At 43.9% G+C, this 13,095-nt stretch carries 14 protein-coding genes; 12 read left to right on the top strand and 2 right to left on the bottom strand.

Annotated elements, in window-relative coordinates:
* Nucleotides 1–22: 22 nt before the first annotated feature.
* Entirely contained in the window at nt 23–814 is a 792-nt protein-coding gene (gene ppk2 / locus CYQ88_RS04390) for a polyphosphate kinase 2 (RefSeq protein ID WP_101840134.1), read from the bottom strand.
* Between the two features lie 105 nt (nt 815–919).
* Here ppk2 and CYQ88_RS04385 point away from each other — a divergent pair, with 105 nt between their 5' ends.
* Complete coding sequence (locus CYQ88_RS04385; RefSeq protein WP_101840133.1) at nt 920–1,621, top strand: YggS family pyridoxal phosphate-dependent enzyme; 702 nt, start codon at nt 920–922, stop codon at nt 1,619–1,621.
* On the opposite strand, the gene CYQ88_RS04380 is transcribed toward CYQ88_RS04385, so the two are convergent.
* Nucleotides 1,601–2,623 (bottom strand): hypothetical protein, encoded by a 1,023-nt coding sequence (locus CYQ88_RS04380; protein ID WP_101840132.1) that lies wholly within the window; start codon nt 2,621–2,623, stop codon nt 1,601–1,603. The two genes, CYQ88_RS04385 and CYQ88_RS04380, sit on opposite strands and share 21 nt — an antisense overlap.
* 78 nt (nt 2,624–2,701) lie before the next feature.
* Between CYQ88_RS04380 and CYQ88_RS04375 the strand changes: the two genes are divergently transcribed.
* The 11 genes from CYQ88_RS04375 (at nt 2,702) to CYQ88_RS04325 (ending at nt 13,089) form a co-directional block, all read left to right on the top strand.
* On the top strand, nt 2,702–3,460 hold the full coding sequence (locus tag CYQ88_RS04375) for a methyltransferase domain-containing protein (protein ID WP_101840131.1): 759 nt from the start codon (nt 2,702–2,704) through the stop codon (nt 3,458–3,460).
* Nucleotides 3,461–3,516: 56 nt separating this feature from the next.
* A complete protein-coding gene (locus tag CYQ88_RS04370) occupies nt 3,517–4,791 on the top strand; it encodes a Glu/Leu/Phe/Val dehydrogenase (protein ID WP_101840130.1) in 1,275 nt (424 codons plus the stop codon).
* An 84-nt stretch (nt 4,792–4,875) separates the two neighbouring features.
* Complete coding sequence (gene proC / locus CYQ88_RS04365; protein ID WP_101840129.1) at nt 4,876–5,712, top strand: pyrroline-5-carboxylate reductase; 837 nt, start codon at nt 4,876–4,878, stop codon at nt 5,710–5,712.
* Complete coding sequence (locus CYQ88_RS04360; RefSeq protein WP_101840128.1) at nt 5,712–6,281, top strand: YggT family protein; 570 nt, start codon at nt 5,712–5,714, stop codon at nt 6,279–6,281. Before proC ends, CYQ88_RS04360 begins: the two co-directional genes overlap by 1 nt.
* Before the next feature lie 8 nt (nt 6,282–6,289).
* Nucleotides 6,290–7,441 carry a homoserine O-acetyltransferase gene (locus CYQ88_RS04355; RefSeq protein ID WP_101840127.1) on the top strand — a complete coding sequence of 384 codons (1,152 nt, stop codon included), beginning with the start codon at nt 6,290–6,292 and terminating at the stop codon, nt 7,439–7,441.
* Entirely contained in the window at nt 7,438–8,073 is a 636-nt protein-coding gene (gene metW, locus CYQ88_RS04350; RefSeq protein ID WP_101840126.1) for a methionine biosynthesis protein MetW, read from the top strand. The genes CYQ88_RS04355 and metW overlap by 4 nt, the downstream gene beginning before the upstream one ends.
* Before the next feature lie 79 nt (nt 8,074–8,152).
* Nucleotides 8,153–8,401: a FeoA family protein gene (locus CYQ88_RS04345; protein ID WP_143483758.1), complete on the top strand. Its 249-nt coding sequence runs from the start codon at nt 8,153–8,155 to the stop codon at nt 8,399–8,401.
* On the top strand, nt 8,398–10,704 hold the full coding sequence (feoB, locus tag CYQ88_RS04340; protein WP_101840124.1) for a Fe(2+) transporter permease subunit FeoB: 2,307 nt from the start codon (nt 8,398–8,400) through the stop codon (nt 10,702–10,704). The genes CYQ88_RS04345 and feoB overlap by 4 nt, the downstream gene beginning before the upstream one ends.
* The gene (locus tag CYQ88_RS04335; RefSeq protein ID WP_101840123.1) at nt 10,701–10,982 is read left to right on the top strand and encodes a FeoC-like transcriptional regulator; all 282 of its coding nucleotides are present in this window, start codon (nt 10,701–10,703) and stop codon (nt 10,980–10,982) included. Before feoB ends, CYQ88_RS04335 begins: the two co-directional genes overlap by 4 nt.
* 128 nt (nt 10,983–11,110) lie before the next feature.
* The gene (locus CYQ88_RS04330) at nt 11,111–12,031 is read left to right on the top strand and encodes a PilZ domain-containing protein (RefSeq protein WP_233188810.1); all 921 of its coding nucleotides are present in this window, start codon (nt 11,111–11,113) and stop codon (nt 12,029–12,031) included.
* A 164-nt stretch (nt 12,032–12,195) separates the two neighbouring features.
* The gene (locus CYQ88_RS04325) at nt 12,196–13,089 is read left to right on the top strand and encodes a PilZ domain-containing protein (protein WP_233188809.1); all 894 of its coding nucleotides are present in this window, start codon (nt 12,196–12,198) and stop codon (nt 13,087–13,089) included.
* The last annotated feature ends 6 nt before the right edge of the window (nt 13,090–13,095 follow it).

Raw genomic sequence — 13,095 nt, 5'->3', positions numbered from 1 at the left:
AAATAAATAAAAATAATGCGCGTTAATCTTCTTTAAAAACGTCTTCACCCGAACTAATAATTAATGGATCCTGTTGTAGGATTTCATCATTCTTATTGTCATAAGGAAAAGCGTTTAGCACATAGCGAATCGCTTCTAAACGAGCACGTTTCTTATCATTGGATTTAATCACCGTCCAAGGAGCTTCTTTGGTATTGGTGTAAAAAAACATATCTTCTTTGGCTTTGGTATATTCATCCCATCGGTCAAGAGATGCCAAATCCATTGGACTGAGTTTCCATTGTTTTAAAGGATCATGTTGGCGGTTATTGAATCGTCGTAGCTGTTCATCTCGTCCAACCGAAAACCAAAACTTCATCAAATGAATACCGCTTGACGTAATCATGCGCTCCAATTCAGGTGCCTGGTGCATAAATTGATTGTATTCAGGCGGGGTACAAAACCCCATAACCCGCTCAACACCCGCTCGGTTATACCAGGAACGGTCAAATAAAACGATTTCGCCCGCTGTCGGCAAGTGCTTAATATAGCGTTGAAAATACCATTGGCCTTTTTCTGTTTCGGAAGGCTTGTCCAAGGCCACCACGCGTGCTCCCCTCGGGTTCAAGTGTTCCATAATGCGTTTAATGGTGCCACCTTTGCCAGCTGCATCACGACCTTCAAATAAAATCACCAGTCGCTCGCCTTGATGCTTAATCCATTTTTGGCACTTTAGCAATTCAATTTGTAATAATGCTTTGGTTTCTTCATATTCTGAACGTGAGAGTTTTTCTTCATAGGGATAGCTCAAATCACTGGATTGAATCTTCTTCATTCACACACTCCTCATTAATCATCATTGTCATAATTTTCATTTTACACCTTTCAATAACCAAGCGATAATGAGTGCTTCAAAATTTCTTATGAGCTCAAAATTAAAATGATAAACAATTTAACCAACGCCGAACTCATCCAAAACTACCAAACCGTACTCAATCGCATTAAAACTGCAACGGCAGCGGCCAATCGTCCACAACAGAGTGTCCAACTACTGGCCGTCAGCAAAACCAAGCCGCTATCAGCCATTGAAGTCCTTGCCGAAGCAGGCCAGAAGGCTTTTGGTGAAAATTATTTACAAGAAGCTTTAACGAAGATTGAGCAGCGACCAGATTTAGAATGGCATTTTATCGGGCCGATACAGTCAAATAAAACACGGCCAATTGCAGAGCTCTTTCAATGGGTGCACAGTGTGGATCGATACAAAATTGCGCGCCGCCTGTCTGACCAACGCCCAAAAGACTTACCGCCCTTAAATATACTACTGGAAGTCAATATTAGTGAAGAAGATTCAAAAGCGGGTTTTAGTCAAGCAGAAGTAATCGCACAAGCGGCCGAAATAGCCGCAATGCCTAACCTATCGCTAAGAGGACTGATGGCTATTCCAGCCAAGTCAGAAGGATTAGAGGCACAACGCCAACCGTTTCAACAAATGCAGCAGCTGCTCAAACAATTACAAGCGTTATGTCCAGACAGTGAGTTAGATACCCTCTCAATGGGCATGTCAGCGGATTTAGAAGCCGCCATCCTTGAAGGGGCAACCCTCGTCAGAATTGGAACCGATTTATTTGGTGCTCGACGTTAACAAACTTTCATCTGCTGATTCTTTGGAGGATTCCATTTGTTCTGTTGCCTTTTCAGCGAGTGCTTCTTCTGATTGAATCAAGGGTTCCACTTCAAGATTACTGGGCTTTAACGTTTTCTTATCCAAGTTGGCAACTTCAGCCAACTTGTCATGAAAACGACTGACACGATCATACCAAGTTGAAAAGTCTTGTCCTGGCGTTCCTTCGCTCCTTTGCGTTAAACTGCCAGCCATCAACTTATCGAAACTGTCTCGCGCATCAGCAAATTGCTCGTCCATGCGTTGAATGACCTCTTGCCAATTTTTTAAGTAAGGCGGTAATTGGGAAATCTGTCCTTTTGCGCCTGACTCATTGGCTTGGTTTGATTCAACCGATTGATAGGCTTGTGCTTGCTGATAACTAACGGCTGCACTCTCTTTTTTATTGAGATCCAAACTAACGCTACTGAGCTGACCAAAATCCACATTGAGCGCTTGGGCCTTTTCAAAGGCTTTCTCAATATCCCCATTAAAGAATTCGGTCGCCAAACGGTCAACTTGCTTAAAGACATCAAAAACTGCATTCAGTTCAGCTTCATTTAAATCCCCTTCTATCGAAAAGCCAAACCGTTCTTCAAATGCCGTTGCTTCCAGTGTTTCTCGGCTTTCAAAATACCGAACCCCCTCGGGGCCTTGTTGTTGTGCTTGAGATTGTTGCGTCTGTTGATACTGAACATAGAGTTGTCGAAAGTCGACCCGAACTTCATCGCCCTGCTGAGTGGTTAATGCCAGTGTCATGGTTTGGCTATAGGCATAAGATTGTTGAAATTTTTCAGTTGCGGCATACGCTTGTAAGCCTTTCGCCGATCCATCAAACCGATCCTTTGTATCGGCACCCATATTTTGACCCGCTGTCATCTGCAATTGATCAGCTTTATTTTTTGCTTGTAGTAAACCTTCAAGACCATTAGACTTGTTGCTGATCGCGGAAGTATATCCTTCGCTCGGAGAGATGGCAGCCATAACAAAATTCCTCTAAACACTTGTTCTTAATAAACATTAACGGCCAATCATCCATTAACTTTAAGATTTATTTATTTTATGCAAACTGACCGTAATTTTGATAATTTAGTCGAAAAATTTGAACAACGTGTTTATGGCACCTTAAAGGGCGGCCTGAGACTCAAACTTATCAAAGAGGATCTGAAAACCTTCCAGCAATCTTCCGCTCTTTCAATATGGGATGCTGGCTGTGGCTTCGCCCAAATCAGCGCCTGGTTTGCCGAAAGGGGTCATGACCTCACCCTCTGTGATTTATCCTCGAAGATGTTACAACGCGCCCAACAACACTTTACGGATCAAAATCTATCCGCCACTTTTTTACACGGTGCCGCTCAAGATCTCGCAGCCGATTTACCACAGTTTGACCTCGTGCTGTTTCATGCCGTTTTAGAATGGCTCGCATCCCCCAAGGCCACATTGAAAGCCGTTGCCGACAAGGTCGCACCCAAAGGCCATCTCTCTTTGTTGTACTACAATCGTAATTCAATCGTCATGAGCAATGCTCTTAAGGGGGATTGGCGACTACAATTTTTATTAAACGATCACTATATGGGCAAAGGGAAAAGGTTAACGCCCCCTAACCCGCAATTTCCGCATGCGGTTTTAGATTGGCTTCAACAATGGGGGTTTCGCGTTAAGGTCGAAACGGGCATTCGAGTATTTCATGACTATATCCCCCCCGCAGCGTTTGAAAAAACAGACTCGCAAGAACTGGCCGAACTCGAATATCGCTATTGCCGCGCGCCCGATTTTCGACACATGGCGCGCTATATTCATCTGGTTGCCCAACGACATTGAGTTAAGATACCAAAAATCAGGCACCCTTTTTTAAACTTATAAACGGAGGCCAAATCATGTTTGAAATGGCAAAACAAAGACTAAAAGATGTCTTTAACTATATCGATGTTGAAGAAGAGGTTATGACCCGCTTATCGGTTCCTAACCGCTCAATTATCGTTAATATTCCCGTCAGAATGGATGATGGGCGTTTACAAGTCTTCACCGGCTATCGCGTTCAATATGATGACACCCGAGGCCCCACCAAGGGCGGCATTCGCTATCACCCAAGAGTGAATCTTGATGAAGTCACTTCCCTCAGTTTTTGGATGACCGTTAAATGTGCTGTTGCAGGGTTACCTTTTGGCGGCGCAAAAGGTGGCATTACAGTTAACCCCAAAGAGCTCTCTTTACTTGAAATTGAGCGGCTCTCTCGAGGCTATATTCGAGCCTTTGCGGATATTATTGGGGAGAGCCGTGATATTCCTGCCCCAGACATGTACACCAATGCCACCATTATGGGATGGATGGCAGACGAATATGCGATGATTTCACGTCGCCAAATTCCGGGCATTATTACCGGTAAACCCGTGCATCTTAATGGGTCTGAAGGCCGTGAACAGGCCACGGGTCAGGGTGCGCTTTTCTGCTTGGATGTCTATGCCCATCGCCAAAACTGGGAACCCAATGAAATCACCATTGCCGTTCAAGGCTTTGGGAATGCCGGTTACCACTTTGCTCAATTAGCACAACAGCAAGGCTTTCGTGTTGTCGCCATCTCCGATTCGAAAGGCGCCATCAAATGCCCTTCTGGACTAAACATAGCCAATGTCAAAGCTTTTAAGGACAAAGCACACCAATTAGGGTCTGCCTATTGTGATGAATCAATCTGCGCCATTGAAACCTATGAAACCATAACCAATCAACAATTGTTAGAGCTAGATGTCGATGTTTTAGTATTGGCTGCAATGGAAAATCAAATTACGCAAGAAAATGTCGATCAGATTAAAGCGCATACTATTTTAGAAATTGCCAATGGTCCAATCTCCCCCCAAGCAGATGAAATTCTTTATGCTAAAAACATCCAGGTGATTCCCGACGTCCTAGCGAACGCAGGCGGTGTCACCGTGAGTTATTTTGAATGGGTACAAAACCGTGCTGGTTTTTACTGGGATGCCAAAGAGGTGCAAACCCAACTAGAAAAGACGATGAAGAAAGAAGCAAATAAGGTGTATGACATGGCTCACCACTTTGCATCTTCGATGCGCACGGCGGCGTATATTCATGGAATTAAACGGCTGGCAGGTGCCATTAATGAACGGGGAAATCGTAAACTCTTTAAAAAGAACTGAAACGCGCTTTCACATTCACAGCGCCCTACAGAATCCGTTATAATATTGAGCAGTTTTTATAACCATTTGCTTAAAGAGGTTAAAATGCATTCAACCATTTGTTTTATCGGTGCCGGAAATATGTCACTGAGCTTGATTGGCGGTCTGATTGCCAGTGGTTACCCCAAATCATTAATTACGGCAACCGACAAAAGTGACGCCCAGCGACGAACCATAACTGAAAAACTGGGCATTCATTGCGACGCCAACAATGCAGAAGCCGCCTCAAAGGCTGATATCATCGTGCTTGCTGTCAAGCCCCAGTTGCTGGAAACGGTCTGCACTGAGCTGGGTGAAGCTGCCAATTTACAAGATTCGCTAATCATATCAATTGCGGCTGGCGTTCGCTCAACCGACATTGACCGTTGGTTAGGCGGCGTAAACGCGATTGTCCGCGCGATGCCCAATACCCCCGCGCTCGTGCAAAGTGGCGCAACGGGTTTATTCGCTAATGCCAAAGTAACGCTCGCCCAAAAAGAGCAAGCAGAGCATATTTTGCGTGCGGCTGGACTGACACTTTGGCTCAAGCAAGAAGCCGACTTGGATACGGTCACAGCCTTGTCTGGCAGTGGGCCGGCTTATTTTTTCTTAATGATGGAAGCTATGCAACAAACCGGGCAAACCCTTGGATTAGATGAAACCGCTGCACGGCTGCTAACGATCCAAACGGCTTTTGGTGCGGCCAAAATGGCATTGGAGAGCCGAGAAGATTGTGCCGCCCTACGTCACAAAGTAACGTCTCCCAATGGAACCACTGAGAAAGCCATTGAAAGCTTTGAAGAGAATGACTTTAAAAACATCGTTGAAACGGCAATTCGTGCTGCGAAGCATAGAGCCACCCAACTCGCCGACGAACTAGGCGATTATAAAGGAGCGCCATAATGTCACCCGCAGGTCAAGGAGGCTTATTTCTTTTACAATTTCTAGCAGGCCTGGTTATTTTTGCCTTATTATTACGATTCTTTATGCGGGCTACCCATATTGACTGGCGGCACCCGGTTGTCAATTTTATTGCCAAAATCACCAATCCACTTTGCGCTCCGACCAACCAAGTTCTACCGCGCCCAAATCGTTGGGACTGGAGTGCTTTAATCACAGCAGCGCTTATTCAAGCACTCGTCGTCGTTGTTATTGGCTGGCTGACAGAACGCCAATTTGGTATTCCCTTAATCGTGATTTCTTCTGTGACCGAAATCATGAATCAGCTATTGGATATGATGTTTTGGTTAATCATTATCCAAGTGATATTGAGCTGGGTATCGCCTGGCTACAACCCGAACACGGCCATCTTTTACGCTTTAGCTAGCCCTATTTTAAAGCCATTTCAACGATTAATTCCGCCGATGGGGGGGCTTGATCTGTCACCGATTGTTGCCATTTTAGCGATTAAATTAACGCAAATAGTCGTTGTTGGATCCCTTGCTCAATATGGCCAACGGCTGGTGTCATAGCAAAGCTTATGAAAATGGATCAAGAATGGGTTAGCCCGCAAACACTGCATATTGATACACCACTTGAAATGGTTTCAGGCTCGGTTTTACCACAGTATGACCTAGTCTATGAAACCTATGGTCAGCTAAATGACACCGCATCCAATGCCCTGCTTATCTGTCATGCCCTGAGCGGCAACCACCATGTGGCTGGCTATTATGAAGGGGATAAAAATCCTGGTTGGTGGCATGCTTACATTGGCCCGGGCAAGCCGATTGATACCGACCATTTTTTTGTGGTTTGCTCCAATAATTTAGGCGGCTGTCACGGCTCAACGGGTCCAGCAAGCATTAACCCGCGTACTGGACAGGTTTATGGTCCCGACTTTCCCATCGTCACATGTAAGGACTGGGTGCATAGCCAAAATCAATTACGCCAACATCTTAATATTGACCGTTGGGCAGCCGTCATAGGCGGCTCTATGGGAGGCATGCAAGTTCTACAGTGGGCCATCGACTACCCTGATCAGCTACAACATGCGATCGTAATTGCCGCCGCCCCAAAACTCTCGGCACAAAATATTGCCTTTAATGAAGTGGCACGGCGTGCCATTATGACAGATCCCGACTTTCACAATGGGCGTTTTATTGAGGCCAACACCACCCCAAAAAAAGGGTTGGCACTGGCTCGGATGTTGGGGCATTTGACCTATTTATCGGACGATATGATGGGCACCAAATTTGGTCGTGAGTTGCGTGAAGGCAAGCTGAGTTATAGCTTTGATGTCGAGTTTCAAGTTGAAAGCTACTTACGATATCAAGGTGAAAAATTTGCCACCAAACAAAATTTTGATGCAAATACTTATCTATTAATGACCAAAGCATTGGATTATTTTGATCCTGCCGCCGAATTTGATAACAACCTTAGCCATGCCTTAGCCAAAGCGACGGCTCAGTTTTTGGTGATCTCTTTTACCTCTGACTGGCGATTTGCACCGGAGCGTTCCCGAGAAATTGTCAAAGCCCTGCTCGACAATGATGCTGAGGTGAGTTATGCGGAAGTGAATTCACAACACGGGCACGATGCATTTTTATTGCCCAATGATCATTATGAAGGTATTTTTAGAGCGTATATGAAAAGAATTTTAGCCGATACCTGCGCGGAAGGAGCCTCATCATGAGTTCTCGTCAGCCAGAGTTTAACCTGATTTCTGAATGGATTTTGCCCAATAGCCGTGTGCTTGACTTAGGTTGTGGTGATGGCACTTTATTGCATCACCTAAAGGAAACGCGCCAAACAACGGGTTACGGTATGGAAATTGATCCCGAAAAAAATATTGTGGCAATTTCCCGTGGCATTAATGTTATTCAAAGTAACCTCAATAGCAACGATATCTGCAGTTACTTTGATGAAGATTCTTTTGACTATGTCATTATGACCCAGGCGCTTCAAGTTGTCAGTCGCCCTGACCTACTGATTGATGAAATGCTGGCGGTGGGAAAAGAAGGCATTATCACGTTCCCCAACTTCGGACATTGGCGCAATCTGTCAAGACTGTTTTTCCAGGGGCGTATGCCACAAAATGCGACCCTACCCAACCCTTGGTACAATACGGCAAATATTCACCTCTGCACCTTCAGCGACTTTGAGGACCTGTGTGAGGAAAAGGACGTTGCCATTGTTGAACGCAAGGTTGTTAATAGTCAACATCAGTCCAGCTTAATCACCCATTTATCGCCCAACTTATTGGGAGAAGTCGCGCTTTATCGTATTAAACGTAAACCGAAAATAGAGTCCTCATCATCCAATTGACGACCATTCAAGCATGCCATAAAGAAATAACCCTTAACGCTAGTTGCATTTGTTAATAATAATTATTATCATTATCGTTATGACACAATTACCTCACCATACCCATCACCGCCTGTCAGAAGGACAAGCAGGTGAAACTTATCAAATTACGGCATTAAATGGGGATTTACCCTGCAAATTGCACTTGGTAAACCTTGGGTTTCACACAGATAGCTTTATCAAACTGATTCTAAAGCGACATCAACAATGGGTCGTATCAGTAGATGGCAGCCGTTTTGCCATTGGTCAAGATATCGCCCAACAAATTGAAGTCAAATCAGCAATATGAGTAAAAAGCATCCAGCTACCCCTCTTCAAATTGCGCTCATCGGCAGTCCAAATGCGGGTAAAACAACGCTCTTTAACCGTTTAACAGGTGCCAACCAAACAACAGGGAATTGGCCGGGCGTGACCGTTGAAAAGAAGGTCGGTCGATTAAAAGTCAATAAACACCCTGCCATTCTGACAGATTTACCTGGGGTTTATAGCTTGGAAGACAATGCGCACTCAGGGCTAGATGAGAAAGTTGCACGGGATTTCCTGCAAAGCCAGCCGGTTGATCTGTTAATCAATGTGGTGGATGCCAATTGTTTAGAAAGGCAACTGTTTTTGACAGCACAGCTTTTGCATATGGGACTCCCAGTGGTGGTTGCCTTAAACCGCACGGATCAACTCAGTGCAAACCACTTGGATGTAGATATTGAAAAGTTGTCAGAAAAACTAGGATGCCCCGTTTTTCCAATATCGGCATATACCAATGCAGGCGTATCAGCGTTCAAACAAAAACTACCAGGCCTGGTCGAAAAACATCCACCATTGCACCTGGATTTACCCGATACTTTACATAATTCAGTGCATGAAATCCGTGACCAGTTACCAAATAATCAAGCGCAAGATACCTGTTGGAAAGCGTTACACATTCTAATGAATCCCAAAGCCGCTCCAACTGAGTTACAAAGCTTTGCGCAACAGCAAAAACAACAACTTGAAGCACACTACCAAGAAGACTTAGCATTAATTACCGCCGACCTCTATTTTCAATTTGCCCATGAAGCGACTCATCTGAGCTTAACTCGAACAGACAGTTTAAAACGCAGTACCACTGATCAAATAGACAAGTGGGTACTACATCCTTGGTTTGGTATGCCGATTTTTCTATTGGTGATGTATTTCATGTTTGCCACCTCTATTACGCTGGGAAATCTGTTTATCGATTTTTTCGACCAAACCGCTCAAGCACTCTTTGTTGACTTACCGACAAATTTACTCACTGACCTAAATGCGCCCGCATGGCTAACCACCCTTTTGGCGGATGGGATTGGTAGTGGCCTACAAGTCGTTGCTACCTTTATTCCTGTCATTGGTGCTTTATTTCTAGTTTTATCATTATTAGAAGAAAGCGGCTATATGCAGCGCGCCGCCTTTATTATGGACAGAAGCATGCGTAGATTAGGGCTATCAGGACAAGCCTTTATTCCACTGGTGGTGGGCCTAGGGTGCAATATTCCTGCAGTGCTCGCCAGTCGAACCCTACCGGATCCGAAAGTGCGCATAATGACCACTATGATGACACCTTTTATGTCTTGTAGCGCGCGCTTAACGGTTTATGTCTTATTTGCCACCGCTTTCTTTGCTGATCATGCGACCTTAATGGTTTTTTCGCTGTATTTAATCGGCATTTTGGCAGCCATCTTGACGGCTTTATTGCTTAAACATACGCTATTAAAAGGTGAACCTCAGTCCTTACTGATGGAGCTACCAACTTACCACAAACCTGCCTTGACCAATATTGCACTCAATACCCACAATAAAATGAAAGGCTTTTTGTTTGGTGCGGGCAAAATTATCGTCATCGTTGTTCTGATTATCAATCTATTGAACAGCTTTGGTACTGATGGTAGCTTTGGCCACCAAAACCAGAATGACTCTATCCTCAGTCAAGCTGCTCAATTTGCCACCCCTGTGGTCGAACCCTTAGGGATTACCGAAGACAACTGGCCAGCTACTGTTGGGATTTTGACAGGTGTGTTAGCCAAGGAAGTCGTGGTGGGTGCTTTAGACAATCTCTACCACACAATGGATAATCCAGAGGCATTAGCCTCTCCTCAACACGATCGTCCTCTCAGCGAAAAGCTCCTGCAAGCGCTCACCACCATCTCCGATAACGGCCAACAGTTTATTCATGATCTGCTGGATCCGTTAGGCCTTGGCCAGCTGGATAAAATCGATAATGCGCAACAGATGGTGGCTGAATTAAATATCAGCGACCGGTCAATCGATAAACTAATTGGTCACTTTAACGGTACCGTTGGAGCCTATGCCTATCTACTGTTAATTTTGCTGTATTTCCCTTGTGTTGCGACCTTCGCCGCCATTCGTTCTGAGTTAGGCTGGCGCTGGGCGCTGAGCAGTGCAGGCTGGAGCTTGTTTTTAGGCTACACCACTTCTGTCGGCTTCTATCAGGCCATGACCTTTAGCCAAAATCCCGTAACGGCATCCATTTGGTTGGTATCGATTATCATCGCTTATGCGAGCGTCTACTTTGGCCTTAGACACCTGGGAGCGATTTCCACGGTTCGGAGCTTTCCGTGATTCTATTAGCCATCAAGGACTATATCCGCAAACACCAAGCCGTCAGTCGTCAGGCACTTCAAAATCACTTTGACTTAGATGCCGAAGCATTAGATGGCCTTTTGGGACCATTAATTCAACAAGGTCACGTGATTGAGACTCAGTCGCAAGCAGACTCGACCTCCAGCAGTTGTCAATCAGGAACTTGTGGCGATCATTGTCAGCTGCCAGACCCCAAGCTCATTCTCTGGTGTGAAAAACCTTTAAAGCCTCTACCTATTCGCATACAAATCAACTAAAATGAGGTCTTTGACAAGGCTCCCAACACAATAATCCGCGAGCCTCTGCTACATAATCTTGATTACCCCGCACAGAGTCATAAATGAATAGATGGTTCCATAAAGGTAATTCCAGGCGTTTTTTTCGAATGGATATGCCACTTAAAATCTTCGTATCGCCTGCCTCTCCGATCCGGGACAGAGATATTTTTGCGACGGGCATCGACTATTTCCCACCGACCATCAAACAATTAATGGAACTGCAAAAAAATGATACCTTCTATTGGATAGATCGTATCCAAGACCAGAAAGTCATTATGACTGACTTATTTGAAGAAACGATCAATACCATTGAGTTTTTTGGTCGATGTGCAGAGTCGGTTTCCAGGGGAATTAATCCTAAATTAGATCCAAACTATTGGGTCACTATCAAACAACATCAACAAGGGTTTTCTACCATAGAACCGCTACGTGAAACAGCGCCTAAAACCTATCGATATTTCAAACTGATTGAAGAAAAGTATCTCTATTTTCTCAATGCGCTCATTGAGTCTATCGATAAGTCTTCCCCAGCGCTTTTTGCTTCCAAGCGCGAGTTATCTTATGGCTTTAAAATTGATGAGATACTAGAACAATTCAAAGCAGAAAAGTTCCAAAAAATCCCATTGATTCAAGCAATTTTATCGTTAGCCAGTTATTTGGGCACCTATATTGAAGCTTATCGCCAGATTAACGATGACAATATTTTGCGAGACTTTCCTGAAGACTGGAAGCAACAACAAGTAAATGTCAGTGCTTCGGGGGTCGCTTTAGTGATGTCAAAACGCTTTAGACCCTTTGAAAAGGTCGATGTTTTTATCTTAATTCCCGTGAGAAATGTCGTCAGTACTTTTAGCGGCACGGTGATCGACATCCGAACCTTAGAAAGCCAGCATAAAGAACGAGTAGCCATCAATTTTGAATTCCCTGATTCAAAAAACCAAAACTTATTACAGAATGAAATCCAACGTTTTGAAATTGAAGAAAGCATGAGTATCAACCTGAACCATGAACAATCTAATACACCGTAAATGGCCAAGTGCACGACACCAATTATCCATCAAAAACAGTTCACTTGTTTTTTTGGCATTGTATTTGCAAGGACACTTACTTTTGACCACTTACCAATTGGACATAGATATTCATGAATAGATGGTTTCACAAAGGTAACTCTAGACGATTTTTCCGCATAGATATGCCAATAAAGGTTTTTATTATTCCGTCTGCACCGATACAAGACTATGAAATCTATGCCTCCGGCATCAACTATTTTCCAAGTTATATTGAAAAGGAAATTGAAACCTTCTCCGATAAAACCCTCTATTGGATGGAACGAATTCAAGAACACAAACAAGTCACATCAGCATTATTTCATGAGTGTATCAATGACATAGAATTTCTTGGACATTGCATCAGAACCATGACTCGGGGGTTAAATCCACGTAAAGACCCGAGCTTTAAAGACTCGCTAAACCATCACCTTCGTGGTTTCTCCACCATTGAATCCATCCATGATTCGGCACCCAAAACATACAACTACTTCAAAATGATTGAAGAAAAATTTACGATCTTTATGCACGCTGTCGGCGAAGCAGTCATGAACTCAACGCCAGACAAGTTTTATGGTGACCGTAATTTACCCAAAAAATTTAAAAGCGATCGGATCGAAACAGTATTTCAGGGAGAAGATGTCGAAAAAGTACCATTGGTTCAAGCCATTTTGAACTTAAACCGGCTACTCAATGCCTACACAGAAATTTACCGACAAATTAATAACGATAACGTCTTAAGACAATACCCTGAAGACTGGACAACACATAATACGAATATCAGTGCCTCAGGCATCGCTCTCTATTTTAATAAGCAATTTAAAATGTTTGAAAAGGTAGATGTATTGATGCAACTGCCAATGAATAAAGAAGTGCTCTTTTTTAATGGCACCATTGTTGACATTCGGCGAATGGACAAAGACAATCATGAAAGAGTGGCAATTAATTTCGATTTTCCGGATGGTAAAAATCAAAACCTATTGCAAAATGAAATTCAACGTTTTGAAATCGAGGAATGTATGAGCATTAAGCTCTCATAAAAAAAC

The sequence above is a fragment of the Hydrogenovibrio sp. SC-1 genome (assembly GCF_002848135.1).
Taxonomy (GTDB): Bacteria; Pseudomonadota; Gammaproteobacteria; order Thiomicrospirales; family Thiomicrospiraceae; genus Hydrogenovibrio.
Note: the sequence above shows the minus strand (reverse complement) of the source record. Positions and strands in the feature narration are given on the sequence as shown.

Coding starts and splice junctions, on each gene's coding strand:
- ppk2 (WP_101840134.1), bottom strand. CDS start 814: ATGAAGAAGATTCAATCCAGTGATTTGAGCTATCCCTATGAAGAAAAA.
- CYQ88_RS04360 (WP_101840128.1), top strand. CDS start 5,712: ATGTCACCCGCAGGTCAAGGAGGCTTATTTCTTTTACAATTTCTAGCA.
- CYQ88_RS04380 (WP_101840132.1), bottom strand. CDS start 2,623: ATGGCTGCCATCTCTCCGAGCGAAGGATATACTTCCGCGATCAGCAAC.
- CYQ88_RS04345 (WP_143483758.1), top strand. CDS start 8,153: ATGACACAATTACCTCACCATACCCATCACCGCCTGTCAGAAGGACAA.
- proC (WP_101840129.1), top strand. CDS start 4,876: ATGCATTCAACCATTTGTTTTATCGGTGCCGGAAATATGTCACTGAGC.
- CYQ88_RS04325 (WP_233188809.1), top strand. CDS start 12,196: ATGCCAATAAAGGTTTTTATTATTCCGTCTGCACCGATACAAGACTAT.
- CYQ88_RS04355 (WP_101840127.1), top strand. CDS start 6,290: ATGAAAATGGATCAAGAATGGGTTAGCCCGCAAACACTGCATATTGAT.
- CYQ88_RS04370 (WP_101840130.1), top strand. CDS start 3,517: ATGTTTGAAATGGCAAAACAAAGACTAAAAGATGTCTTTAACTATATC.
- CYQ88_RS04330 (WP_233188810.1), top strand. CDS start 11,111: ATGGATATGCCACTTAAAATCTTCGTATCGCCTGCCTCTCCGATCCGG.
- CYQ88_RS04375 (WP_101840131.1), top strand. CDS start 2,702: ATGCAAACTGACCGTAATTTTGATAATTTAGTCGAAAAATTTGAACAA.
- feoB (WP_101840124.1), top strand. CDS start 8,398: ATGAGTAAAAAGCATCCAGCTACCCCTCTTCAAATTGCGCTCATCGGC.
- metW (WP_101840126.1), top strand. CDS start 7,438: ATGAGTTCTCGTCAGCCAGAGTTTAACCTGATTTCTGAATGGATTTTG.
- CYQ88_RS04385 (WP_101840133.1), top strand. CDS start 920: ATGATAAACAATTTAACCAACGCCGAACTCATCCAAAACTACCAAACC.